At 59.1% G+C, this 24,413-nt stretch carries 19 protein-coding genes; 9 read left to right on the forward strand and 10 right to left on the reverse strand.

All coding sequences use genetic code 11. The annotated features are described in order from the left end of the window. Window positions 1-55 precede the first annotated feature (55 nt). From BLQ01_RS00980 to BLQ01_RS00995, 4 genes are read left to right on the forward strand one after another with little or no spacing between them, the layout of a single operon-like run. Complete coding sequence (locus BLQ01_RS00980; RefSeq protein ID WP_091549763.1) at window positions 56-661, forward strand: hypothetical protein; 606 nt, start codon at window positions 56-58, stop codon at window positions 659-661. Window positions 662-706: 45 nt separating this feature from the next. Further along, window positions 707-1,132 (forward strand): hypothetical protein, encoded by a 426-nt coding sequence (locus BLQ01_RS00985; protein ID WP_026541231.1) that lies wholly within the window; start codon window positions 707-709, stop codon window positions 1,130-1,132. Between the two features lie 35 nt (window positions 1,133-1,167). Next, window positions 1,168-1,578 (forward strand): hypothetical protein, encoded by a 411-nt coding sequence (locus BLQ01_RS00990; RefSeq protein ID WP_091549764.1) that lies wholly within the window; start codon window positions 1,168-1,170, stop codon window positions 1,576-1,578. Between the two features lie 30 nt (window positions 1,579-1,608). After that, window positions 1,609-2,037 carry a hypothetical protein gene (locus BLQ01_RS00995; protein WP_091549765.1) on the forward strand — a complete coding sequence of 143 codons (429 nt, stop codon included), beginning with the start codon at window positions 1,609-1,611 and terminating at the stop codon, window positions 2,035-2,037. A gap of 70 nt (window positions 2,038-2,107) precedes the next feature. On the opposite strand, the gene BLQ01_RS01000 is transcribed toward BLQ01_RS00995, so the two are convergent. Further along, window positions 2,108-2,398 (reverse strand): hypothetical protein, encoded by a 291-nt coding sequence (locus tag BLQ01_RS01000; RefSeq protein ID WP_139183417.1) that lies wholly within the window; start codon window positions 2,396-2,398, stop codon window positions 2,108-2,110. Window positions 2,399-2,651: 253 nt separating this feature from the next. On the opposite strand from BLQ01_RS01000, the gene BLQ01_RS01005 reads away from it, so the two are divergent. Further along, entirely contained in the window at window positions 2,652-3,476 is an 825-nt protein-coding gene (locus tag BLQ01_RS01005) for an alpha/beta fold hydrolase (protein ID WP_091549767.1), read from the forward strand. A 44-nt stretch (window positions 3,477-3,520) separates the two neighbouring features. On the opposite strand, the gene BLQ01_RS01010 is transcribed toward BLQ01_RS01005, so the two are convergent. The 9 genes from BLQ01_RS01010 to BLQ01_RS01050 form a co-directional block, all read right to left on the reverse strand. Beyond that, window positions 3,521-5,416 (reverse strand): FG-GAP-like repeat-containing protein, encoded by a 1,896-nt coding sequence (locus BLQ01_RS01010; RefSeq protein ID WP_175493312.1) that lies wholly within the window; start codon window positions 5,414-5,416, stop codon window positions 3,521-3,523. 122 nt (window positions 5,417-5,538) lie between these two features. Continuing rightward, window positions 5,539-7,365 carry an FG-GAP-like repeat-containing protein gene (locus BLQ01_RS01015; RefSeq protein WP_254779103.1) on the reverse strand — a complete coding sequence of 609 codons (1,827 nt, stop codon included), beginning with the start codon at window positions 7,363-7,365 and terminating at the stop codon, window positions 5,539-5,541. 380 nt (window positions 7,366-7,745) lie between these two features. Then, complete coding sequence (locus BLQ01_RS01020; protein ID WP_254779210.1) at window positions 7,746-9,494, reverse strand: heparinase II/III domain-containing protein; 1,749 nt, start codon at window positions 9,492-9,494, stop codon at window positions 7,746-7,748. Continuing rightward, window positions 9,478-11,508 carry a glycosyltransferase gene (locus tag BLQ01_RS01025; RefSeq protein ID WP_139183419.1) on the reverse strand — a complete coding sequence of 677 codons (2,031 nt, stop codon included), beginning with the start codon at window positions 11,506-11,508 and terminating at the stop codon, window positions 9,478-9,480. Before BLQ01_RS01025 ends, BLQ01_RS01020 begins: the two co-directional genes overlap by 17 nt. 172 nt (window positions 11,509-11,680) lie before the next feature. After that, window positions 11,681-14,626, reverse strand: a complete 2,946-nt coding sequence (locus BLQ01_RS01030; RefSeq protein ID WP_091549771.1) for a heparinase II/III domain-containing protein — start codon at window positions 14,624-14,626, stop codon at window positions 11,681-11,683. 197 nt (window positions 14,627-14,823) lie between these two features. Beyond that, window positions 14,824-15,966: a non-hydrolyzing UDP-N-acetylglucosamine 2-epimerase gene (gene wecB / locus BLQ01_RS01035; RefSeq protein WP_091549772.1), complete on the reverse strand. Its 1,143-nt coding sequence runs from the start codon at window positions 15,964-15,966 to the stop codon at window positions 14,824-14,826. Between the two features lie 642 nt (window positions 15,967-16,608). Further along, on the reverse strand, window positions 16,609-18,186 hold the full coding sequence (locus BLQ01_RS01040) for a hypothetical protein (protein ID WP_091549773.1): 1,578 nt from the start codon (window positions 18,184-18,186) through the stop codon (window positions 16,609-16,611). Window positions 18,187-18,480: 294 nt separating this feature from the next. Next, window positions 18,481-19,053 (reverse strand): YdcF family protein, encoded by a 573-nt coding sequence (locus BLQ01_RS01045; RefSeq protein WP_254779106.1) that lies wholly within the window; start codon window positions 19,051-19,053, stop codon window positions 18,481-18,483. 60 nt (window positions 19,054-19,113) lie between these two features. Next, window positions 19,114-19,578 (reverse strand): Lrp/AsnC family transcriptional regulator, encoded by a 465-nt coding sequence (locus tag BLQ01_RS01050; RefSeq protein ID WP_026541212.1) that lies wholly within the window; start codon window positions 19,576-19,578, stop codon window positions 19,114-19,116. Between the two features lie 171 nt (window positions 19,579-19,749). On the opposite strand from BLQ01_RS01050, the gene pdhA reads away from it, so the two are divergent. The 4 genes from pdhA (at window position 19,750) to BLQ01_RS01070 (ending at window position 24,351) form a co-directional block, all read left to right on the forward strand. Continuing rightward, window positions 19,750-20,943, forward strand: a complete 1,194-nt coding sequence (gene pdhA / locus BLQ01_RS01055) for a pyruvate dehydrogenase (acetyl-transferring) E1 component subunit alpha (RefSeq protein ID WP_026541211.1) — start codon at window positions 19,750-19,752, stop codon at window positions 20,941-20,943. Then, window positions 20,940-22,028 carry an alpha-ketoacid dehydrogenase subunit beta gene (locus tag BLQ01_RS01060; RefSeq protein WP_091549774.1) on the forward strand — a complete coding sequence of 363 codons (1,089 nt, stop codon included), beginning with the start codon at window positions 20,940-20,942 and terminating at the stop codon, window positions 22,026-22,028. The genes pdhA and BLQ01_RS01060 overlap by 4 nt, the downstream gene beginning before the upstream one ends. Window positions 22,029-22,030: 2 nt before the next feature. Then, window positions 22,031-23,542, forward strand: coding sequence for a dihydrolipoamide acetyltransferase family protein (locus BLQ01_RS01065; RefSeq protein WP_254779109.1), 1,512 nt, complete (start codon window positions 22,031-22,033; stop codon window positions 23,540-23,542). A gap of 425 nt (window positions 23,543-23,967) precedes the next feature. Next, window positions 23,968-24,351 (forward strand): DUF4259 domain-containing protein, encoded by a 384-nt coding sequence (locus tag BLQ01_RS01070; protein WP_091549776.1) that lies wholly within the window; start codon window positions 23,968-23,970, stop codon window positions 24,349-24,351. Window positions 24,352-24,413: the final 62 nt, after the last annotated feature.

Below are 24,413 nucleotides of genomic sequence, written 5' to 3' on the forward strand. Positions count from 1 at the left end.
TCCACCCCGGCGGATGATTTACTAAAGTGACCGCACAAACTCTTGGGGGACCTGCATGAAGGCCTTGACAGGCTTTTTCCTGCTCATGCTGCTGGTGTTGACTGGCTGCGGGGTGGCTGTGCCAGGCCCTGCCTCAACAGGGTCACCGTCACACTCAGTCACGGCGTTTTCGCATCTTGATCCGGCCGGAATTGACGACATCAAAAAATCGAAGTCGGCACGCTTGGACATGTCCTCTGGGAAGCTGACCAAAGAGAGTGTCGGGCTCGAAGACGGAAGCAGCCAGGCTCCGGATGTCCTCATTAAAGAGGGCACCATGGAGCTGACGATCCAAGCACCCTCAGGTCTGATCAGCGCTAAAACTGATCGTCTCCGGCTCAACGGGATGAATAACGGACCGGACTTCCGGGAGGTCACGTTCTTCCTCACCGCAAAATCATTCGAGGACTTCACAACCCTGATTCGTGACGGGGTGGCCCGCTACGGGATACCCGGCGAGTCAGCAGAAGGCTGGATCGAATCAATGTCCCAGCGGACGGATGAAGAAAGCGACTTTTCATTGTCGGCGGGCACTGCAACCGGCCTCCGTGTCCAGTACGACCTCCGGTACGACGGCGCGAAGGGCGTGCAAGTGATCATTGTGCACGTTCACCCGGTCTAGCCCCTCACCGTCCCGCCGCCAGAAGCTCATCAGGAAGAGAGCCCCATGGAGCCTCAGAATCCTTACCCTCCAAACTATTTCCCGTTTCAGCCGGGGCAGGTCCAGGTTGCGCCGCTGCCGGCATGGGCCACGACGTTCCGCAAAGTCCTGCTGTTCTGCGCCGGGCTTCTGCTGTTGATGACTATGCTTCTCGTAACTACGGCGACCTCCGGATCTTTCGACATGTACAGCGAAGGCGGGCGAAGCGCCCTTCAGGCAATTGTTTGGCTGGGCCTGGGAACGCTCCTGCTGACGATCCCTTACGTGATCGCCAGTGCCATCTACGCTGCTCTCTGGGTTACCAAGCTGCGCGGGAGACAATATCGTCGGTATCCGGGGACGACGTGGATACTGGTTGCCGGCCCCATTGTTGCTGCAGTTCCTCTGTTGGCGCTGATCGGGCTCATCACGGCCAACACCAGCATGTGGTGAAGACAGGACAACTGACATTGAAGGACAGACGGATCATGACTTCGGACCGGGATCATCGCGATGCTGTGTATGCCGAGCACCAGGCGGCGGTGGCAGCAGGGGAGAAGCGGGTCCTCCGCAACACCCGCACGGGCGGGCTGCACAGTTATCCGGCCGACGAGATCGGCTTCACGCCCGGCAGCGGACAAGCCCAGGTGGGCACGTGGTGGGGTATGGCCGTTCTCGCGGTGTTTGCCGGCATACTCACAGTCTTCTCAGTAGTGCTGTTGCTGGCTCCGCTGGGACAAGGGCAGGGCCCCATGTGGGGTGCGCTGTTCCTGACCGCTCTGGGCGGTGGACTTGCCATTTATGCGGTCAGGTTGTCCATCGCCGAATATAGGGCCAAGCAACTCCGTAAGCTGCGCGGTTCGCCCGAACCAACCCCATCAGGCCGGGCAGACATTTAGTTCGCGCACAGTGACTGGGGGGACTTGCGAATGCGTGGGGGACTTAAAGCAGGGTTTGCGCTGCTTGCGTTGCTGACACTGACAGCAGCGGGTTGCGATGAGCGGCCTTTTACGCGGGACTACGCACGGTCCGTTCCGAACTCTGTCATCCAGGTCGGTGAGAAGTCGGACAAGATCTGGGAGTACGTGGACCGGGACGGCGTATCGCGGAAACTCGATGCCTGCGAAGATCTGAGTCCGTGGAACGCAGCCTACAGCTGCGCCTCACCCGACGGTGCAGTCGAACTGACCTTTAGCTCCTCAAAACGCTTGCGCAATCCGACGCTTCGTATCGGCGACGAACACGTGCCCCTGCACTGCATTAACGACGGATTTTGGGGCGACGGGCTGAGGTTCTGCATACCGGCGTCGGACCCTGCCGTCCCGCCGCAGCCGGTTCCCCGCCGCGACAAGTCATGACGACTGTCAGGCTCAGCAGCAAACCTCGACGGCGGCTGGTCCAGCCTTCTGTGGCACTCTTCTCCGCCGTCTAAGGCTGGCGAGGAAGCATGGCTGCAAATAGGAGGACTGGTCCGAACCAAGCGAGGTAAATGACGGTGACGGGCAAGATGGCCATAAACCAAAGGGCGAGCTTGCCCTGCAGAGCGGTACGGGCCGTTTCTTCATCCCTGAGTTCAGAAATGACGTGGGCATTGTCATGTAGCGCGAGGGCTTTTCGTGTTCTGCCCACCAGCCGTGTGACGTACAACATCGCCAGCAGCAAGAACAGGCATGCAGTGAGGAGAATTATGGTCCCGGCAATTATCAATCCAAGAGTCATACCGTCCCCAATGCATTGTGTTTTCCTCGTCGGCGCCAGCATACTTTGAAGTTTCTTCAGACCCGCCTCAATGCGGCTTTGACGGGCAATTCCGCTTGGCGGCCGCATTGGAGCACTGCAAGGCTCCGGAACGCAAGTGTCCCGCCTGATGGGGGACCAGGCGGGACTTTCCAACCATAGCTTCGGAAGCTGGTGATTTCCCGAGTGCTCTCCTGCCCTCGTCCAAGAGGAGCGTTGAGCGTACGCTGGCCCCATGGAGTCCGAGGTCAGGACTGTCAAACTCAGCACGGGTATCAGCGTCCCCTGTTTCGTGCAGGGTCGCCTTGAACAAACAGTCGACGACGGCGGCATAGCGTTGCTGCTGTTGCACGCCTGGGGTGAGTCCTGGCGGAGTTTTGAGCGGCTGATTGCCGCGCTTCCGGACGTAGTAGTGGTGGCCCCGGATCTTCGTGGGCATGGTCTTGCCGAGAAGCCTTCGGGCGGTTACTCGTTGGTCCAAGTGGCCGAAGATGTTCTGGCTCTGTCCGATGCCTTGGGTCTTATCCGTGCCCACGTGCTGGGTTCTTCCAGCGGGGGATATGTTGCCCAACAACTAGCGGTGATGCACCCGGCGTTGGTGGCTTCGCTGACTCTGGTGGGGTCACCGTTGAGCCTGCAAGGGAAGCCGCCGTTCGCCGCAGAAGTGGAATCCTTGGCTGATCCGATTTCAGAGGAGTGGGTCCGGGAAACGTTGTCCTGGTATCGGCTCCTGCACACGGTTCCTGCGTCCTATATTGAAGACCGGGTGCAGGACGGCCTCGCGATGCCGGCATCGGTGTGGAAGGAGACGCTGCGGGGATTCTACGAAGCCGTGCCGCCAACGGAATCGGGGACCATCTCCGCCCCTGCCCTGATTCTCTGGGGCGCCCATGACCACCTGGTTCCGCGCCATCATCAGGAGACTTTGGCTCGGCGCATACCGGGATCGAGCTTGAAAGTTTACGAGGAGACCGGGCATTTGGTGCTGTGGGAATGCCCGGAACGCGTGGCTGCGGATGTGGTGGGGTTTCTCGGTGGTATGCGGGGCGGCTGGCCCTGATCTTCCATGGGTCAGCCGCCCTGTACCTTCGCAGGCTGAGTGAGTTAAAGGATGGCCGTCATGCCATTCCAGCCGGTGCCCACCTTTGTGGCCGTGGGCCAAGCGGCGCCCCCGCTACCCGCGTAGAGCCACAGTTCGCCCGCCGCGTTGCGTGCCAGGATGTCGGCCTTGCCGTCGCCGTTGAAATCACCGGGCCCAACCAACGAGTTCATGGAGTTCCAACCCTGGCCGATCTGCCTCTTGGGGAGCCAGCTGCCGTATCCACTGGCGGGGTACAACCAAAGTGCCCCGGTGCCGTCGCGGGCAATCAGGTCTCCGAGGCCGTCAGAGTTGAAGTCGTCTGTCCCGGTGATTTCCGAGAGACCCGCTGCGCTGGTGAAGCCAGAACCGGCCCAGGCAGGATGCAAAAACCTGGCCTTTCCATCTGCAACGTACTGATACAAGTTTCCGGAGCGGTTTCTCGCAATGAGGTCTATGAAGCCATCGCCGTAAAAGTCGACGCCCTCAACTGCATTCATCTCCTCCCAGCCATGGCCTACCTGTACGCGCGGCCGCCAACCTCCATTACCGTTGCCTGGGTAGAACCACAGCAGCCCCGCCCCGTCACGCGCTAAAACGTCGGCATTGCCATCGTCATCAAAATCGCCAGGTGCGACGAGGGAAGTCATCACGTTCCAGCCCTGTCCAACCTGGACTCGCGGCAACCATCCACCTGAGCCGTTGCCTGGGTAAAGCCACAGCAGCCCAGCCGTGTCCCTCGCCAGGATGTCGGTTTTACCGTCCCCGTTGAAGTCGTTCTTGACGGATCTGGCCGCATCCCCATCAATGACAGCCACCGAATACTGTCTGTATTGATTGCCCGAGCTGGCTGTGTTGACCACGTATACCTTGTTGTTATTGGGGTTCACGGCCGCTTGTCCAGGGTCCCATCCGGTGTATACAACACTGCCTCTATTGTTCCCTCCCTCAATGACGGTGACACCCCGCACAAGCATGGTGGCGTAGATCTTGTTGTTTGAGGGGTTGACCACGATGTTCCGCACCTGGCTTGCGGTGGGTATCGTCGCGGTTTGAGTCAGGGTGCCGCCATCCATTACCTTGACGGAGACGCTGGAGGAGTCTCCGGAGCCCACATAAATTTTGTCGGTCACTGCGTTCACGGCCAATGTTCCGAGCGGACCGCTCGACGCGATGGAGCCCTGGATCGCATTACTTGCTCCATCAATGACTTTCAAACTGGATCCATATTTTGGTGCGCTAGTTGCGTATATCTTGTTCTTCGTCGGGTTGACTGCCACGGCGAGAAAACCATCGGCCCCAATAGACACCGTGGAAGTGATCTTCCCACTGCCATCGATCACCTTGATGGTCCCACCGGAGAGAGCGTAAGCCTTATTAGTGGCTGTATTGACGATGATGTCTTGGGCGGAATCGGAACCAGGTACAGGCTTGGCAGCGTTGGTGACGCCGTCGAGAATAACGAGGCCGTTGTCGGTACTTACGTATATCTGGTTGGTTTTCTCGTTCACAGCCAAAACGCCCGCCACCGAATCGACCGGGATCTCAGTAACTGCGAGCGTTGCCCCATCAATCACAGCGATGGACCCCGACGCACTGACATATATTTTGTTCGTGGTGGAGTTAACTACAACGTGGTCAGCGGGGTTGGAATAGATTGCTTTGGCTCCGCCAGCACCAACGCTGTGTACGCCACTGTACGAGGCGACATAGGCCGTATCTGTTACAGGGTTTACCGCAATTGAGGTGGGCCACTGCCCGACAGTGAAGCGGTCCGTGACTGCGTCTGCGGTGGCCGGCTCTGTAGTTAGCAGACATAACGCTAACGCCAAACCGGCGGCGACAATCGTAGCCCCCGCCCGGCGCTGCCGTCGCTGATTTTCCTTCTTTGAAGCGCGCGGTTCGTCCAAAGAAACAGACATAAAGTCCCCCATAAGTCGTCACGCTCAACAGCGTCGGTGTTTGAATTCTATAGCTGATACACCAACGGCCAACCCTGATCGGATCAGGATTGGCCGTTGACAATAATTCAGTGGCGAGTTAACTACAGGATGGCGTTCATGCCGTTCCATCCTGAGCCGACTTTGCTCGCGGTAGACCAGGCTGCTCCGCCGTGGCCTGCGTACAGCCAGAGTTCTCCGGCTGCGTTGCGGGCGAGAATATCGGCCCTGCCGTCTCCGTTGAAGTCGCCGGGACCGACGAGCGAATTCATGCTGTTCCAGCCCTGTCCAACGGTCTGCTTTTGGAGCCAGCTTCCATAGCCGTTGGGCGGGTAAAGAAACAGAGTGCCGGCGCCGTCGCGGGCTACCAGATCAGAGATCCCATCACCGTTGAAGTCAGCTACGCCGGTAATCTCGGACATTCCGCTCCAGCCCGAACCTGCCCACATCCGGGGCAACCAACCGCCCTTGCCATCTCCTCGATATACCCAGAGCGCGCCATCGCGGGCACGGGCTACGACATCAGCGAATCCGTCACCATGGAAGTCAATTGCCTCAATTGCGGTCATGCCTTCCCAGCCGCTGCCGACCTGCACACGAGGGAGCCAGTTGCCGGAGCCGTTGCCTGGGTAGAGCCACAACGCCCCGCCTCCGTCACGAGCCAAGACATCGGCGCTGCCGTCTCCGTCGAAGTCGCCGGGAGCCACGAGGGCGTTCATGACGTTCCAGCCTTGTCCCACCTGTACACGTGGCAGCCAGCCGCCGGAGCCGTTACCGGGATAGAGCCAGAGCACACCAGCCGTGTCTCGCGCAAGAACGTCGGCTTTACGATCACCATTGAAATCGGATCTCACGGGCTGTTCCGCATTTCCGTCAATGACGCCCACAGAATTGCTCTCGGCATCGACCACATAATAGTGATAAACGTTAAACTGCCGACCGGTGAGCTTTTTGGAGAAGTTCGTGGGGTGCGCAATCATCTCCGCAGCAATCCAGGGCACCGGAACCTCAACAAGGTTCTCGCCGGGCGCCAGAGCGAACTCTTGAAGGTGCTTCTGACCGGTCACCTTCGGCACGCTCCCAAAGGGATTGTAGGTTGTCTCCCCGATAGCCACCTTGACCTGTGTTGCACGTTCAGCGCTGACTTTCAGCAAAAGCCTGTTGGGCGCAGGCCAGGAGAACCTACTCAAATGGACTTTGACCCTGCCCAACTTGCCGTCGCGAATGTTCAATGGGCCCGCTTTGAGCGCTTCCCCGGCCTGGTCCCCTTCTATGTTCGCGGCGAAGATGCCTGCAGAGGGAACCACTACCTGACAATCGGTGACTTGCACGTCGCTGCCAGTGGCTGTGAGCTGGAACGTGGCGTCACCTTCGAGTTTGTATCGGGAGTTCGCGAGTTCCGGGACGTCGTAGAGGCTGATGATGCTTTCCATGCCTCGCACGGACTTGTTGAACACCGCCCAGTCGCGGTCGTCGTTCGTGGACTTCGCGACGTCCAACAGGATGCACGTCGCTGTGGTCCAACCGTTGAGTGTGCAGTTCGGGAACGTGGCGGGGTACTCTTCGATAATCAGTCCCCCGTCGGCGGTGTAGCGGGCCACGCCGCCGTCCTGGACAGGGATGGTCAAGCTGTTCAAAACAGCCTTTAGTGGTTCACGGAAGCGTTCGGTGCCGGGGTAGGCCTGGAGCTTGCTCAGGACATCTACGTAACGGGACTGCGTGAGGCCGCTGTACCAGGTCCCCTTTTTGCTGGAAACCTTGGATCTTTCCTCGTCGTAGTTGAATACCAACCCGTCGTGCAGCGGCTCCATCATGGCGACGGAGACGTCTGCCACCTGAATGGCGGCCTTGAGGAATGCCGGGTCATCAGTGAGCCCATACTGGATCAAATAGTCCGTGATGACATACGGGCCATAAATGGGATGCGCCATCAGCACGCCATCAGTACGGCGGCCAGGATAGCCGTTGGGCAGGAATTCGATTCGGTAGTAATCCCAAATCGCCTTACGCTCCATACGAAGTGGCGGCAAACCAACCTCATATTCATTTGTTACATAGCCGGTGGCTGAGCCCATGAGTTCCCCATTTGTTAGGTTGGAATTACCAAAGACCAACGTTACCTGTTGGAACCGACAGGGCGGATGTTCAGACGGAAATTACAGTCACACTATTGCAGCCTGACGTTGATGGCGCCTTAACAACCAGACGTGCTTGTAGGCGATCCCGCCGCGGCGAACGTGCAAACTCACTGATAGCCAGTCGTGGACCGGCAAACCACAGCGTCGCAATCGGTGTAGATTCCAGATGAAACCTAGATGACGCTGTCCAAGGTGAATGTGCTTCTGAATACGTGATGCCGCGTATTTTTTGCCTCAAGGCATATGGACCAAACACCCTCGCGGGTTCCGTCCTCGACGGACCGCCATCCTCGGAGGGGGTTGTCGGACTCACGGACGGGGCCATGAAGCGTAGTGCCCGGTTCCGTCTCTAATGTGAGTTGCCATTTTCCACCGACTGGCGACCATGCCAGGCTTGCCGTCGCGGACTCTTGTACTTGCAAGGCCCCAGAAAGATTGAACCAGGCCTGGTAGTCCCGCTTGACGGCGTCCGTGGATTGCACGTCATCTGTAACAGTTAGCCCATAGCCAGGCCTGAACTCAAGTGTCCTCCGGTGGGTCCAGCCTCCATGGTCCATTCGGCCGTGCAGGATAAACATGTCGCCTACTTGGACGCACGATCCCAGACCAGAACCCACTGGGGCCCGACGGCGGTCATGGTTCCGGCCGTTGGCCGTTACCGTGTTATGGGCCAATGTGGACTCCACAAAGCGTCGGAAGGGATCGGCGTAGTAAAAGCCGTCCGCGCGAAGAGGCGAGTCAGCGGGCAGTTGTGGTCCGTACCCGTACCGACCACCTTCGACCAGGATCTCTTGCCCGCGGTCATACCAGACGAAGTTGAGATCGTCCGCGTGTTTGTGTGCCCTACTGTGAAAGGCTGCCGTAAATGCCAGATAAGAGGAGGTTGGTTGGCTGGCTCCGCCTTGCGGCTGAGGCGACCGCACGAAGGCATAGCCTGACTCCGGAAATACACCCAAGTCCGTTGAACAAGCTTGACCGGATGAGCCTTTCGACATCAGGAAGTTCGTTTCGGGGCTGAGGGTGAGAGGATGACTTCCATCCACCATGTTGATGTGAGGAGTATCGCCGAGCGGGACCAATGAGCCATTTGGCTGGATCATCCAGCCCAGCAAGTCGGCAGCTTTCCGCAGTCGGCCCGTAAGCTCCCTATCATCGATCAGACCATTATCGACGGCAATCTGAAATGACTGCATCAGCATTCGATGATATTCGGGGGAGTGTTCGCTGTGGCCGCCGTCCGGTAGGAATTGTGTGCGGATCATGACGGCCAGCCGATGGCGGCCTTCCTCAGCCAGGCCGCTCATCTCGGGAACAACTTCAAGGGCTGCGCCAAGTACGGTTTGACCAATCGCCACAAAATAGCCGTGGTTGGTCCGGGGATTGAAAGAGCTCTCCAAGGAGAACTCGAGTCTGTGCCTGTCTACGGCACTGAGCAGGGAACGCATTTCCTGGACAGCCATGCCATTCTTTGCCCCAAGATAGATGAGGCCCGCGAGCCGAAGGGCCCGCTGACCAAGGGCCATGTTGTACCAGACAATTGGGTTGTCCGTCTCCTGGCCGGAATACCTATCCGACCAGGAGACAGCGCGGTCGAGGCACCATTGAAGGTACGCCCTTTCACCAGTACGGATGAACTGCTGAATTGGTCTGTCCATGAATTTCCACCCGTGCAGCTGGGAGCCCCAGCTTCTGTCTTCCGCACAAAGAGAATCCCAGGAAAGTGGCAGCGATAGATCAAGCCGGGCATAGTCTCCGGCCTTCCAGCTATTGCTGACAATATCCGAGTCTGAGTCGCCGACGAGGCTGTCGAACCAAACAGCATTCGATAGGTCGGGGCGGTGGCTTGACGCTACGCATTGCGCAAGTGCCTCAATATCAGCGTCAGCTAATTGCTGGAACAGCAATTCAGACGCGGATTGCATTCGCTGCAAGATTCGCATACTGGTGGTTGTAGACTGCCGCGTTGGCCTCCCACGAGCGGCTTTCGCGTACCCAAGCCGCACCGGCTGCCGCCATCTGGCTCCGAGTCTCCGGGCTTGAAACAAGCTCGAAAAGTACGTCGGCGAGAGAGCCACTGTTGCCGGCTTCGAACAGAGCAGCCGAGCCACTTGCCTCAGCAATCTCCTTAAGCGCATCGACATCCGACATGACGATCGTTCGTCCGGTGGCAAAAGCCTCAAAGGGCTTCAGGGGCGTGACCAGCTGGCAAACGGCAGCTGCTGTGCGTGGAACAACAAAGATATCGATGAGACCGTAATAGTCCAGGATGTCATCATGTGGGACGCGTCCTGTGAAGAGAGCGTCATGGAGCCCGAGCGACGCCGCTGTGGTCTTAAGGGCGTCGAGGACTGGCCCATCGCCCACCACCAAAAGTCGGACAGGGACGTTGAGGCGCTCACGCAATTGGTTGAATGCTTCGATAAGTACGGGTACTCCCTCGTACTCGACCAGAGATGAAATGTAGCCGATGACGATTTCGTCGCTCTGAATACCTAGTTCGCCGGCCAATTCAGCATTTCTCGTTTGAACCGGGAATTGATCCCCGCTGACTGCGTTTGGCACTACGGAGGTCTTGTCCTCCGGGCAACCTTCAGCTGTTATACGGCGTTTCATGACTTCGGCGAGGGTGAACACATGGTCAGCCGCTTCCCGGCAATCCCGCTCGCGTTCCCGACGCCATGCATAGGTGTCAGGAGTGCCCCATCGACTGCTGAAAGCCTCGATGTCTTCGATCCCGCTGGCTTGGGCCATTCGGGAAAGCCAGGACTCCTCCCAGAAGCCGCGGCTTTCGTAGATCACCGGAATCTCGAAGTAGTCTCCGACAGCCCTTGCGGACAGTGCATTGAAGAAGTCCGAGTGGGCATGGAGGACAGCAGGACGCACTTCCGACACCACTCGTGCGAGTTCCTCCACGTTGGCGCTGAGCCAAGTAGTCAAGGGCGTGTTCACACGAATAGGTCCCGTAGGGAGGTGGTAAGTGACGCCGTCGAGTTCCACCTGCTCCGCTACGTCCGCATTCACTGCGTCACCCACCTGGTTGCACACGTGGACTTCCAGCCCTGACTGGATCTGGGCCAGAGCCGTATAGTGTGTTCGCAACGTATATCCCGATTGCGTCGTAGGGAGAACTTTGCCCACTACGTGCAGTATGCAGTTCGGTTTCGGTGCGAAGCGCTCGTACGGTCCTTGCGGCGCGGGCTTGTAGGCACCAGTGAAGATTTTGACCTCTTCATCACGCAAAGAGATGGCACTGGCCAATTTCTCATTGGGCTTGCGGTCAAGGACCACCCGCAGGACGTGTTGACTCTTGGCTGTGTAACCGAGCTTGCGCAGCTCACTTGCGAGGCCGCGCAGCGACGTCATGTTGATCTTGTCGAAACAGGCATGGGCTTCGAGCATCTCGTAGACCGCCAAGGGCTTTGCGTTGAACTGCGTCTCGGCAAGTTTCTTGACCTCGGAACCGGAGAACAAATGCCAGTTGCTGCCGTCGAGCGCCACGAGGTTGAACTGACGTTCGAGGTGGCGGACTTCGACTTCCTGGACCTTTTCTTCCAGTTCAGACTTGTGGTTTTCGACGAGCTGCAGCAAGCGCTCACGCTCTGCCTCAAGTTCAGGGTCGGCGACGGAAACTGTCTTCGTTGTGCCCTCGACTTGCTTGGTCAACGCTGCCATCGAAGCGCGGTGGGTCTTTTTCAGTTCAGCTAACTGTGCTGTGGACGCGCCGTATGCCTCCTTCAGGTCAGACAGTTGTGCTGTTGAGGCACTTTGGGCCTGCGTCACATCCGCCAACTGTCGCTGCAAAGTCAGCAGGTATTTCTTGACTGACGCTTGGGACTCCCGCTGCAGGCGGCGGTTTTCCTTCAGTCTTCCAATCAAGCCGGTGCTGGCAAAGCTGAAGGCCACAATAGCCACGACAAACAGAGTGATGATAGCCACTGCGCTTGTCGTCGACACTGCCTGTGGCAAGAGGGCCAGCAACGTGCCAATGAATAGGAAGGCAAAACCCGCAATCGCGGAAAGGCCGATGGTCTTGTCTGAACTGAGTCTTCTCTTAATGTGCAACGTGTTTCCTAGGTCAACGAAATCTGGTCGGTGCAAATGTGTTGCATCAGTTGGTTACGGAACTGGCACCCGTCGGAAAGTGCTCCAGGGCAGCTGAGCGGAAATGGGCATAAAGCTCAGCATTAGCCGCCACGTGCCCTGGGCCCCACTCAACATCAACGAATTCGATCCGGTCTTCGTGGTTGCTGTGTTCAGATTCCAGCATTAAACGGAACGGATTACGGTGTTTTGTGACGTGATGCGTATCGCCAGTGTTTTGCACATAGAGGATGCGGGGGAGCTGTTCAAGCATGGCATATGTCTCGACCACCGACGTGGAAAGCCTGAACGCGCGTGCCTCTTCCACATCGACGTCGGATTTCAGGCACGTGGAAAGTGCGACGTCGGCGCTTGTCCGGAAGTACTCTTTTACGTCCGTCTGGGGGTTGAAGACCAGGGCGACGGAGTCAGGAAGGTAGGCGGCAACCTGAAGTGCTGTGAATCCGCCGCCTGAGCTGCCGGACAAGAGGATACGCGTGGCGTCTGTTTCGCGCTGAAGCTCTCGGATGCACTCGGCCATGAACCTATGGACGTTGATGCTGCCATCGCCGAGGTACCAGGAGAGGGTCATGTTCTTGTTGAGGTCCAGCGATGGATCTTGGAATACGGCGTGGTTTCCCCCTTCCATGAGCTCGGAGGTCAGTCCTTGGAAGAAAGGCAATGTCGTCTTGGTCCTGTTGATCGCGCCGTGGAACCTGACGGAAAGGAGATCAGACGGCCCCCGTCCTACTGCGAAGGGAAGGACAAGGCCTCCCAGATTGGCGGAGTAAATCTTTGACTTCTCGCCGTCCTCGAATCCGATCTCACTCGGGGAATTGATGGTCTGGATTTGGCGGCCATAGGTCTTTGAACGAAGATCTAGGCCCGTCCAAGCAATCAATGGTTCACGCATCACGCCCAGAGCGCTGTTGTTCAGCTCGATTTCCCCGGTGAGGTCGTTCCCCAGGAGATCAACGATGCCAGTGCGTAAACCTTGATCGTCACTTGTGTTGTCCGGGGCGTCCAGGAGGATGTTGAGAAGGATGGTTAGAGCTTCCAGACGCGCACTTCGAGTGTTGTCCTGCTGGGTAACCCATGCCTTCAACCGGCCCCAGTACCTCGAAGTGAAGAGCCCGTCATCTGGTTTGGGAGCTGCCCACACTACTTCTGCGTCGCGACAAAGGTCCATGGTTTTGAGCCAAGCCGACCTCACGTCATCCAGTTCGGAGGAAATAGTTCCTTCCTCCCCGAGGGATACCGAAGCGCGGTCTTCTTCCACGATCAGGTTGAACTGATAGCGTCCCGAGAGCGCACTCAGCGCTATTCGACCCCCTGTGGCATCCATTTTCTTTACGGAGAACTTGCCCGACTGAGGTGCAGCAATGATTGTGATGAACCGGAAGCGACGTCCGCTCTGCGTCGCGGACACGACTTGGGTTGGCAGTTTCTCCATCCATTTCCTGGACATCCAGCCGTCGAAGGGTTCTTCTGAACCCTTCACCGTAGAGATGGCGGGTGCGTTGCCCTTCCAAAGAAGGAAGGCAGACCCGCCGTCGCGGTCCAAACGCAGGCCGCCCGGAACGTCCTCCGTCGCAGTCTCAGTGTCAAGGTGCCAGCGCTGCCTGGCTGAGACTTCATCGGCACTGAAGACGTTGTCTATGACGAGAAAAAACTCGCCGCCACGGCAGTAGACCACTCGGCGCTTCAATTCCACGCCCTTATACCCGGAATCCGTGAAAGTGAAGTCGTCAACTTCATCGCTGGTGAATGATCTACTAAGGGCCACTTCGGCCTTGGGGTTATATACCCTGTCTTCGACTTCCACCACGTTGTGTCCAAGCCTGGACAGGCAATAGTCACGCATTGCATCTTTTTTGTATGCGTACTTACCGGCGTCCACCAGCCAAGGGTGCCCGTTTGAGTGAAGGGTCAGGGAAGCGCCATCTTGGTGACCATGTACGCGGTTGGCCTTGCCGAAGGACAAGGAATAGAACGTTTCCTTCTTGAAGTCACGTTCGTGATCGCCCCAACCGCTGCGTCCGAAGACATACCCCTTCTGGTAGATCTTGGTCAGCTCAGCGGGCGGTTGTCCCGTAGCACCTTCCGACTTAACGTAATCCAATTCAGGGGACGACAAAGCGCCCGGAGTGGTGGCTTCAGTGTCACCAATCAATTCGAAAGTGCCATCGGGTTTTGTCGCATGCGCGAGTTCGAGGTAGGCGAGGTTCAGTCTCTCAGCAGACGCAGGACGAGGCACGCCTTCCATATCCAGGCGCTTGAAGGCCTCTTCCCACCACACAAGATTATTTTTGTGGTATCCGATCGCCCCTTCGATATTTACGCCTTGTTCGTCATAGTTTTCTTCGAACAAGCTCGAGAGGCGCTGAACTGCCAGTTCGGTCCATTCCGCGTTTCCGAAAGCTGAGCCGATGACGAAGAGAGCCTGATGTTGGTGCAGGGCATGATTTGAATGACCGAGATGTTTGGAGTCTGCGAGCCATAGGCCGTGCGCGTGAATGGACTCGATCAGCCATTGATTTTCGCCCTCATGGATCAACGGCAGGCCGAAAGTCAGGACCATTGCACGCAGTGCCTCCACCATGTCAGCCCACGCATAACTGACGAAGTTGCCCTGCTGGTCCCTCACCTTGGGATCCGACTGAGGGTTGGCTTCAATCCAAGATTTGCATGTTTTGAGCCAAAACGCCTGTGCTTCGCGGTCTCCAGCCAGGGCAATCCGGCGGACCGGTTCCAGCCACCGCAGCATGTGGAGTTGCGCCCGCCAATTCCGTTGCCCGAACGGATCTGCTTTCCAGTCGACGCCATCTTCGAAATTCCACGCAGGGTGCGGACGAATGCTGAGCGTGCCACCGATGATTTCGTCAGCCAGTGCGCGGTCCGTTGACCTCGTCCTGAACATCTCTCCGAACGTCTGGCGACGAACGACGTCGAGATCTACTGTGTGGGTGGTCATGCGATTCCTTACGCCATAGTCGAGCTATCTGCCCTGAACGGCCACATTCGAGCACTATCTTAGGTGAGCGCCGCCAGGAGAAGGTGTCACATGCAGCGCGGGGCTTTGCATGTAAGCCGCCCGGAGGCAAAAGTTGCTACCCCCTTAGGGGATAGGCGTCTGCCCTGGCTGGGATTCCCAGCCAGGGCAGCAATTAATCAGCTTACGAAGTCAGGAATGCGTGAACCGTTCCCGAGGAGTTGGGCCACAGCAGCAACTGTTCGTTCAGCAGCCTTGCCATCACCGTAGGGGTTGACAGCATTTGCCATTGCGTCGAATGCATCTTGCTGGTTCAGGAGCCGGTCGACTTCCTTGACGATCTTTTCTTCGTCCGTGCCGATAAGCGTTACTGTTCCGGCGTCGACCGCTTCGGGCCTCTCTGTGTTGTCGCGCATGACCAGAACCGGCTTGCCGAGGCTCGGCGCCTCTTCCTGCACTCCACCGGAGTCTGTGAGCACGATGTGCGCCAAGGAGAGCATCCGGGTGAATTCGCCGTAGGCCAGGGGCTCAGTGACGATGACGTTCTTCTTGCCTTCCAAGGCCGGCAGAACTGCTTCGCGAACCACAGGGTTCTTATGGGCAGGCAGTACGATCACGAGTTCCGGCTCTGCTTCTGCAATACGGGCCAAAGCTCGTCCCACGCCGCGCATGGCATCGCCTTGGTTCTCGCGGCGGTGGGTCGTGACGAGAAGGATTCGTCGGCCGCTGGCCGCCAGCTCTTCCAATTGCGGATCGGAGAACGGGATGTGCTTATCAACTGTGGTCAGGAGCGCATCAATGACCGAGTTGCCGGTGACGACGATGTCGCTTTCGGAAATGCCTTCAGCCAGCAGGTTGGCACGGCTGACACTGGTCGGGGCCAGATGCAGGCTGGAAATCTGGCTCGTAATTTTGCGGTTTGCTTCTTCAGGGAACGGCGAGAAGAGATCGCCGCTTCGGAGTCCAGCCTCCACGTGCACCACGGGAATGCCGTGATAAAAGGCAGCGATGGCCCCGGCTGTGGATGTAGTCGTGTCACCTTGGACAATGACTGCGTCGGGCTTGTTCGCCGCAAAAAGCTTGTCCAGGCCGTCAATCGTGCGGGTCATGATGGCGGACAACGATTGACGTTGCTGCAGGATGTTCAGGTCGTGGTCCGGGACGATTCCAAACAACTCGTTGACCTGGTCCAGCATCTCACGGTGCTGACCAGTGACGGTCACCACGCACTCGAAGTCTTCAGACTCTTGAAAGGCGGTGACGATCGGAGCCATTTTGATGGCTTCCGGACGTGTACCGAAAATTGGCATGACGATGGGCATGGATTCCCCCGAGAAAGGCAGTGGCTGACCAGCCGATGCTATCGCACCGTCCGTCGAGGTCCTTAATTACGTATGACGCAACTTGTTGCTTAGCGACCAAACATCAAGGTCAGAGCCAGAATAGGAATCGCCAGGGAGACAAGCGTCACAACTGCGAGGGCTACGAGTCGTTTGCGACGAAGATCGGGGTCTTTGAACGGGGTCGGGGGAGACTTTGGTGCAATTCGTGCAGATGATTTGACCGCGGGCCGGGGCGACGGTGCTGCTTGAGCTGCTTGAGTGGTTTGAGTTGCCTGAGTTGTTTGATTGGCAACAGCGGGCCGCGTACGTGCCGCTGTTGCTTCCCTGGGCTGGTGCCCGGGAAGGAGCGCGGCCGGAACGTCCCCCCTGAAACGACGGCGTCGCATGTGGCGCGGCGAAGGCGAAAGGGCATCTGCTCGGGAAGCAGAGTTCGTCACTTCATCACTCCTCAGGTGCGTTGAAACGAGACAGGGTCACAGTCAATTCTTGCATCCGGGGACTCCAGTGGCACATCCGACCATCTGACCAGCGCCTCAAAATGCCGCCCGTTAGGAGCCCAACTTGAGTCTGAAGGCGAGGGCGGCCGCACCACCGGAACGGTGGGCGGCCGCCCAGGCAACATCAACCCCGATCAGAATAGAGGGCGTCGTTTTTCACCCCCGAGCCATTGGTCACGTTGATGAAGTAGTTCTTGCCCGAGCCCAAAGAAGTGCTGCCAAGCTTTGCTGTCACAGATTCAAGAAGTGGGTTGATTCCTACTTGCTTGCCATACGTGGCGTTGTAGCTCGTAGCGGTTACGGTCTTGTCGAACACCCTCCCATATGCATCCGTCCATTTAACCTGTATCGTCCCGCCACTCAGGTTGTGCCCGGTTACCAGCACGTCGCCGTTCCCGTAAAAAATGGAGTCCGTAATCACGGGAGTGTTGCTGGTTGTCTTCAGCCGCTCCAGCATCGGGGCGTACGTCCCACTGCAGGTGAAGTATGGATCCCACATGAAGGAAATGACCTTCCTCGGGGTGTTGCCCAACTGCTGGAGTTGTTTGTCCATTCTTGACTTGGTTGTCTGACCGCGCAGGCTGTTGTCGCAGGGATTCTGCGAAGTCGCAGGTGCCATTCCTTCCAGATTCGCCCACAGCTCCACCCCGGTACCCTCAACACCTTCGGCCATGGCCGCAAAGTAATCCCGTGATGGTGCCAAGTACTTGCCACCCCACGTGCCGCTGCCCACTATCGCGGCGGCATACTGGTCCACGCTGTTTCCGGACTCACTTCCGAAGAATGCTGCACCCTTGCCGGTACCCATGCCGTCTTGGACAGCGATGGCGAGATCGACGCCGTCGGCGGTGTCGGCAATGTTGCGGACTGCTTCGCGTGCTTGATCAACCGTGACTTTGCCGGAAAAGGCGCTGCGTGAGTCAATGTATGGGCTGACCAGTGCCGAACGAGTTGGCTGGTATTGAGCAATCCTGGAGTTCTGGATTTCGTATACCTTCAAGACGGCATCCCATACGGCTCCATTGCTGAGTGGCATCTCCGTATGGTGGTAAAAACCTGCCAGACCGGGGACGTCATTAACTTTGTCTTGATAGAGCAGGAAACGGGCCGTGAAAAGCGAAAACGTTGCCTGGTAGGAGAGATCTGGTAGGTATGTAATGTCAGTTCGCTTGACCGGCGCGGGCAGGCCGGCGTAATACTTCATGCCCAGCTCTGTGGCAATCTTTCCGAGTGATATCGAGATTGAAGACTGTCCGCCCGTTATTACGACCACGTCATAGGTATTTGAAGGGGAGCTGCAACCGCTTCCTTCGCTCGGCAGCAGCAGTATCGTGTATCTGGTGGTGCCGTTGGTCAAGGTCTTGTCGCGCCCACACAGCAGGGCAGGTGACCCCCACGAACTGTTGTCTGAGTAGGTGAAGTAGCGGTTTACGCTGACACCGGCAGCAGCAGCCTTGGCACAGTTGGCGCCTGAGATTGTGCACCCGGCTGGGATGGTAGACAACGTTGCGGGCTTTAGCAGGGAGCCGAAGGTGATAACTGTGTCACCCCCCACCGATTTTATGTCTGTGAGCTTCTTGAGGTTATTTGCGTCGCTCGTACTGCCGTAGATGAAGTAACCGCTGATGGGATAAACGGGAGTTGGTGCAGCTTGGGCCGGGGACGCGTGAAGGACGCCGAACACCAGAATTACGGCTGCCATAAGGCTCGCCATAAGGTGACGGGACCTGCGTGGAGGAAAGGTTGTCGTCGGCTCTGCTCTAAAAGTGGCCACGGAGGATCCTTGGGCTCGTAGGGTGAGACCTTGGACCTATGGCAAAAGGATGTTTGTTGTATCCCGGAAACTCAATAGCTTGACCAAAACCTTCAAGTCCCCAAAAACTTTGCAAGACACTTGATGCCGTTTGACAAACAAAACGGCGGCTTTGCATGCGGTCTTACGGCCCTTGTCACATCCGCCCGGCGGGTAGTCCCCGGCCAGTAGGCGGACCAGGAATTACCCTTGATTGCACTCCGGTCGCACCCACGTGTCGATCAGCCCGCCCGTTTCAACCACAAAACGGTCCAGCCAGGCGCCCGCCGATAGCTCGGGCTGGGACCCAACCATCTGCACCTCGGCGGACGTGCATTGTTCAATCAGTGTGCCGGCGCGCATCACGTGGTACTCAGACGTCACCACGGTCACGGACTTCCATCCGTGGTCTGCAATCAATGTCCGCAGCGCTTCAGCCTCACCCCTGGTGTTGAGCGGCGAAGGACGGAAGCACACCAGGTCGGAATCGCCCGACTCCTCATCGCACAGCGCGTCGCCCTCCACATTGCCGGCCAAACCTGTGGTTGAGACAACCAGAACGGGTATATCCAGTTTATGCTGCAGCTTCTGGGCCACGGGCAGCCGTTCCTTACTCATGCCGCCCAGCACAACGATCGCGTCTGTTCGGTGTGGCGTTGCCTGTGGTGGGTTGTAGAAGAACTGGAAGGCAGCGATCAGCCAGAGCAGCGCTGCCAGAAAGCACGCCCCCACAACTATGCCAATGACACGTGTGGCGGGGGCAGTTTTGAGGGGCACGGGGACAGTCTAAGGTTCGTAAATGGGTGCTCCCTCCCAGTCAGGAACGGCCAAGGGCGCCTAGCGGGTATCAACGTCCTCAAAGACAAGGAAAGTCTGGGTGTCCTGCACTCCGTCCATGGACTGCAATTGGTCGAAGATCACACGCCGGAGGTGGATGTTGTCAGTCGCCCGGACCAAAAGGATGACGTCGAAGTCTCCTCCTACCAGGGCGATGTGGTGGACCTCGGGTATGGCGCGCAGCTGTTCCTTCAGCTCGCGCCACGAGTGCTGCTGAACCTTCAACGTCACATAAGCGGAGGACCGCAGGCCGGCCTTGATGGGATCCACCAGAGCCGTGAACTTCGTGAGCACCCCTTCGCCAGTGAGCCGCGCAATCCTGGTGTAGGCGTGCGCGCGGCTGATGTGGACGTTTTCGGCAACCTGCGTGACGGACATGCGCCCATCGGTGGTCAGTTCCCGGATGATGTCCCGGTCCACGCTGTCCAGCGGTACGGCAGTCTGCTCTGCCTCGGCCTCGCTCATTGGCTCTCCAATTCGTCTACAGCACAGGCGCGTAACCCAGCTCACAATTACAATTCGTCTTCCAGAATACCCAGTCACCGCAAGTGCTTCCATGATTTGGGCTAAAGCTGGATACGAAAGAGAGCCAAGGAACATACTGGAAGCACATAGTGGCTAGAGAAGGACGGACCAATGACGATCCACGCAGACCACTCTGCGCCGGAAACGGCTGTAGAGGACCAAGCTGCTGACGTTCGGACAAAATTCGGCATCAGCGTTGAGGATTACATGCTTCCCGCCCGGCACCAGATTCAGATGGTTAATCCGGACGGCACCCTCCGCTCCCATGACGAGCAAGGCACCGAACCCGGCCACGAATACCCCACGCCAAGCGACGCCGAATTGATGGCCGCCTACGAGCAACTCGTCGTCGGACGCCGTGTCAACGACCAGAACTCTGCCCTGGTCCGGCAGGGCCGCATGGCTGTTTACCCCTCCAGCCACGGCCAGGAAGCCTGCCAGGTTGCAGCTGCCATGTGCCTTAGCGAAGGTGACTGGCTGTTCCCCACGTACCGGGACGCCGTCGCCGTCATGACCCGCGGGGTGGACCCCGTTGAGGTGATGACCATCTTCCGTGGCGACTGGCACGGTGGATACGACCCCAAAGAACACAACGTAGGAATCCAGTGCACCCCGCTGACCACCCAGTTGCTGCACGCCGTGGGGGTAGCCCACGCTGCCAAGCTGAGGGGTGAAAACACGGTGGTGATGGCCATGTGCGGCGACGGCGCCACCAGCGAAGGCGACTTCCACGAGGCATTGAACTTCGCCGCCGTTTTCCATTTACCCGTGATCTTCTTTGTGCAGAACAACAAGTACGCGATCTCCGTACCGCTCAGCCACCAGTCCGTGGCGCCGTCGCTGGCCCACAAGGCTGTTGGCTACGGCATGGCCGGTGAGCGCGTTGACGGCAACGACCTCGTCGCGCTGCTCGCCGTGATGGACCGCGCCGTGAAGCTGGCGCGCGACGGTTCCGGCCCGCTGCTGATCGAAGCCCACACCTACCGCATGCAGGCACACACCAACGCCGACGACGCCACCCGCTACCGCCCGGACAGCGAAGTTGCCGAATGGCAGGCCAAGGATCCGCTGACGCGCATGAAGTCGTACCTTACGGACAAGGGACTCCTCGACGACGAAGCCGGCAACCGGATCGCCGAGCATGCAGAAGCCGTAGCCACCCAGCTCCGCGAGGGCCTGGGCGAGGAAGTCCCGGTCCAGCCTCTGGACCTCTTCAAGTACGTCTTTGCCAAGCAAACCCCGCAGCTGAAAGAACAGTCCGAGCTGCTCGCCAGCGAACTCGCACGAGAGGAGAGCGCAAAATGACCGTCACCACCACCGCCACCGCCAACGTCAGCGCAGCTACAGCCAGCGCCGCCGCTTCCGCTGCCGCCACTGCCGAGGCCACCGGCCCGCAGAGCCTCACCATGGCCAAAGCACTGAACACCGCCATGGCCGATGCCATGCGCGCCGACCCCTCGGTTCTGGTCTTCGGCGAGGACGTCGGCATGCTGGGAGGCGTCTTCCGCATTACCGACGGCCTCATGGCCGAATTCGGCGAACAGCGTTGCTTCGACACCCCGCTGGCCGAGTCCGGCATCGTTGGCATGGCCGTGGGCATGGCCATCAACGGCATGCGCCCCGTGATCGAAATGCAGTTCGACGCCTTCGCCTACCCGGCCTTCGAACAGATCGTCAGCCACGTAGCCAAAATGCACAACCGCACCAAGGGCAAGCTCAAAATGCCCATGGTCATCCGAGTCCCCTACGCCGGCGGCATCGGGGGAGTGGAGCACCACTGTGACTCCTCCGAGTCCTACTACGCGCACACCGCCGGCCTGAAGGTCTACACCCCGGCCACCGTTGCTGACGGCTACCGCATGCTCCGCGAAGCCATCGACTCCGATGACCCCGTCATGTTCATGGAACCCAAAAAGCTTTACTGGTCCAAGGATCAGGTGGACCTGGGTGCACTAAGGGCAGAGCACGACGCCGGTACCTCCACCGAGGGCCGCGCGGCTGTTGCCCGTCCCGGCACGGATGCAACCCTAATCGCCTACGGTCCGTCTGTCCCCACCGCGATGGCTGCTGCGGCTGCCGCCGCCGAGGAGGGCCGATCCCTGGAAGTCATCGACGTCCGCACCCTCGTCCCCTTCGACGACGAAACAGTCTGTGCGTCCGTTCGCAAGACCGGACGCGCCGTCGTGATCGCCGAAGCCCACGGTTTCGCCTCCGTGTCCTCCGAGATCGTGGCCCGCGTCCAGGAACGCGCGTTCCACTACCTTGCGGCGCCCATCCTTCGCGTCACGGGCTTCGATGTCCCGTTCCCGTCTCCCAAGCTGGAGCACTACTACTTGCCAAGCGTCGACCGCATCCTCGACGCCGTTGACGATCTTCAATGGGAGGACTGACCATGAGCTCAGATATGCAGGTCTTCAAACTGCCCGACCTCGGCGAAGGACTCACCGAGGCCGAACTGGTGAACTGGCTCGTTGCCGTGGGTGACGAGATCGTGGTGGACCAGCCCATCGCCGAGGTTGAGACCGCCAAGTCCATGGTTGAGGTGCCCTCGCCTTACGCCGGCACCGTTGCCGAGCTGCACGGTGAAGCCGGTCAAACGCTCGACGTCGGCAAGCCGCTGATCTCGATTTCTCGAGTGGGTTCTTCTGCTGGTTCGCCCGCTGCCGCTCCTGTTGCTGCTCCGGCTGGGTCTGTGGATCCTTCGCCGGTGTCGTCGGGTCTTGACGTTTCGTCTGACGTGGAAGCTGCTGCCGAGACGTATCGGACCGAGGAGAAGGCCGGCTCGGGCAATGTGCTCATCGGGTACGGAACGCCCGGGGGAGTGACCGGTGGCCGGACCCGACCGCGTAAGGCGAGTGCCGGCGTCGTCGAATCTCCTGTTTCTGCTCCTGTGGCAGTGGCTGGGCTGGTGATGGAGCCTTCCGTGGCGGGAACGCGTATTCCTGGCAAGCTCAGTGCAGTCATCTCACCGCTCGTGCGCAAGATGGCCCGGGATCACGGTGTCTCCCTCGACGCAATTGAGGGTTCGGGTTCCAGTGGGCTGATCATGCGCAGGGATGTGGAGGCTGCTATTACGGCGCCTGAGTCTGCCCCTGCTGACGCAGCTCCCTCCCGTGTTTCGGAGCCTGCTTCCGTGACGTCTGCTGCTTCCGTTTCCGCGTCGGATCAAGCCGGTTCCGTTGACGGCCGGACTGGTTTGACTGTTTCTGCCCGGACACAGGTTCGCGGCGTCCGCAAGGCTGTTGCTGCGAACATGACCCGCAGCCGTTCCGAGATCCCCGAAGCCACCGTTTGGGTGGATGTGGACGCGACCGCGCTGCTGGAGATGCGGGCCGAGCTCAAGAAGCGCGCACCGCACGATACCCCTGGTCTGTTGGCGTTCATTGCTCGTTTTGTCACGGCCGGGTTAAAAAAGTACCCGGCCTTGAACACGCGCTTTGAGACCGCTTCGGACGGCTCGCAGGAGATCGTCGGTTTCGACGGTATCAACCTCGGCTTCGCAGCCCAGACCGACCGCGGACTCGTGGTCCCGTCCGTTCGGAACGCCCATGGCTTGAGCGCCCGCGAACTGGACGCGGAGATCCGCCGGCTCACCGCCGTCGCCCGTGAAGGAAAGGCGACCCCGACTGAATTGGGCTCAGGCACCTTCACCCTGAACAACTATGGCGTGTTCGGTGTGGACGGCTCGGCCGCGATCATCAACTACCCCGAGGTTGCGATGCTGGGCGTAGGCCGAATCATCGACAAGCCCTGGGTGGTCAACGGCGAGCTGGCCGTCCGCAAGGTCACCGAACTGACCCTCGCGTTCGACCACCGCGTATGCGACGGCGAAACCGCTGCCGGCTTCCTCCGGTACGTGGCTGACGCAATCGAGAACCCCGGTGGAGCGCTCGCGGACATGTAACCCAGGCGCCCTCTCTCACATTCCCCCGGGTCTATGCGTGACGCTCTTTCACATCCCCCGGGTCCGGGCGTGACGGTCTCTCACATCCCCCGGGTCCGGGCGTGACGGTCTCTCAGGTCCCCCCCCGGGTTTGGGCGAAACGCTCCATCAGGTCCCCCGGGGTTGGGTGTGACGGTCTTTCACATCCCCCGGGTCCGGGTGTGACGGTCTCTCACATCCCCCGGGTCCGGGTGTGACGGTCTCTCAGATCCCCCGAGCATTTTCCCCTCCCTCCCCAGAGGCGGGCCTCCCATTCTGGGTTGCCCGCTGGGCGGGCCTGAGGCGTTCAAACGTCCGGCGGTGAAGTGATCTAGGTGAGACATCGACGGGGATCCGATCGGAGGACATTTTCGGTCATGATGGACTCACGACGAGAGGAGTTTGGCATGGGTGCTTGGTCCACGGGAAGTTTCGGCAATGACGATGCCCTCGATTGGTTTGGTGATCTCAAGGAAGCGCCGGACGTGTTTCCCTTCATTCAGGAAACACTTGAGGGTGGTACCACGGAGAGCATCATTGCCGCCGGCGCCGTCTTGGCTCTCTTGAGCGGCTATGGCGACATTGAGGTTCATCCTGACGTGGCCGAGTGGGCTGCCGGCAGGCCGACTCCGCCCTCGGCGCTGAATGTGCGCGCTGCGAATGCCATTCAGGACATCATCGCGGACCCCGAGGCTGATGGGCACGATGTCTGGGCGGAACTCGGTGAGGACGACGAAGACTATGTGGCATGGCTTGCAAACCTGAAAAGGATCCAAACCGTGCTGCAGTGATGGTTGTCCGGTTCACGGTCCGGCAACGGTCTCCGCAGAGAGTTCATTTGCCGCGCCGGGTT

The sequence above is a fragment of the Arthrobacter sp. UNCCL28 genome (assembly GCF_900102805.1).
GTDB classification, from domain to species: Bacteria; Actinomycetota; Actinomycetes; order Actinomycetales; family Micrococcaceae; genus Arthrobacter; species Arthrobacter nicotinovorans_A.

Bases quoted from the DNA above. Each gene is read 5' to 3' on its own strand.
- BLQ01_RS00980 (WP_091549763.1), top strand. From the start codon at position 56: ATGAAGGCCTTGACAGGCTTTTTCCTGCTCATGCTGCTGGTGTTGACT.
- BLQ01_RS00985 (WP_026541231.1), top strand. From the start codon at position 707: ATGGAGCCTCAGAATCCTTACCCTCCAAACTATTTCCCGTTTCAGCCG.
- BLQ01_RS00990 (WP_091549764.1), top strand. From the start codon at position 1,168: ATGACTTCGGACCGGGATCATCGCGATGCTGTGTATGCCGAGCACCAG.
- BLQ01_RS00995 (WP_091549765.1), top strand. From the start codon at position 1,609: ATGCGTGGGGGACTTAAAGCAGGGTTTGCGCTGCTTGCGTTGCTGACA.
- BLQ01_RS01000 (WP_139183417.1), bottom strand. From the start codon at position 2,398: ATGACTCTTGGATTGATAATTGCCGGGACCATAATTCTCCTCACTGCA.
- BLQ01_RS01005 (WP_091549767.1), top strand. From the start codon at position 2,652: ATGGAGTCCGAGGTCAGGACTGTCAAACTCAGCACGGGTATCAGCGTC.
- BLQ01_RS01010 (WP_175493312.1), bottom strand. From the start codon at position 5,416: ATGTCTGTTTCTTTGGACGAACCGCGCGCTTCAAAGAAGGAAAATCAG.
- BLQ01_RS01015 (WP_254779103.1), bottom strand. From the start codon at position 7,365: ATGGCGCATCCCATTTATGGCCCGTATGTCATCACGGACTATTTGATC.
- BLQ01_RS01020 (WP_254779210.1), bottom strand. From the start codon at position 9,494: ATGCAATCCGCGTCTGAATTGCTGTTCCAGCAATTAGCTGACGCTGAT.
- BLQ01_RS01030 (WP_091549771.1), bottom strand. From the start codon at position 14,626: ATGACCACCCACACAGTAGATCTCGACGTCGTTCGTCGCCAGACGTTC.
- wecB (WP_091549772.1), bottom strand. From the start codon at position 15,966: ATGCCCATCGTCATGCCAATTTTCGGTACACGTCCGGAAGCCATCAAA.
- BLQ01_RS01040 (WP_091549773.1), bottom strand. From the start codon at position 18,186: ATGGCAGCCGTAATTCTGGTGTTCGGCGTCCTTCACGCGTCCCCGGCC.
- BLQ01_RS01050 (WP_026541212.1), bottom strand. From the start codon at position 19,578: ATGAGCGAGGCCGAGGCAGAGCAGACTGCCGTACCGCTGGACAGCGTG.
- pdhA (WP_026541211.1), top strand. From the start codon at position 19,750: ATGACGATCCACGCAGACCACTCTGCGCCGGAAACGGCTGTAGAGGAC.
- BLQ01_RS01060 (WP_091549774.1), top strand. From the start codon at position 20,940: ATGACCGTCACCACCACCGCCACCGCCAACGTCAGCGCAGCTACAGCC.
- BLQ01_RS01065 (WP_254779109.1), top strand. From the start codon at position 22,031: ATGAGCTCAGATATGCAGGTCTTCAAACTGCCCGACCTCGGCGAAGGA.
- BLQ01_RS01070 (WP_091549776.1), top strand. From the start codon at position 23,968: ATGGGTGCTTGGTCCACGGGAAGTTTCGGCAATGACGATGCCCTCGAT.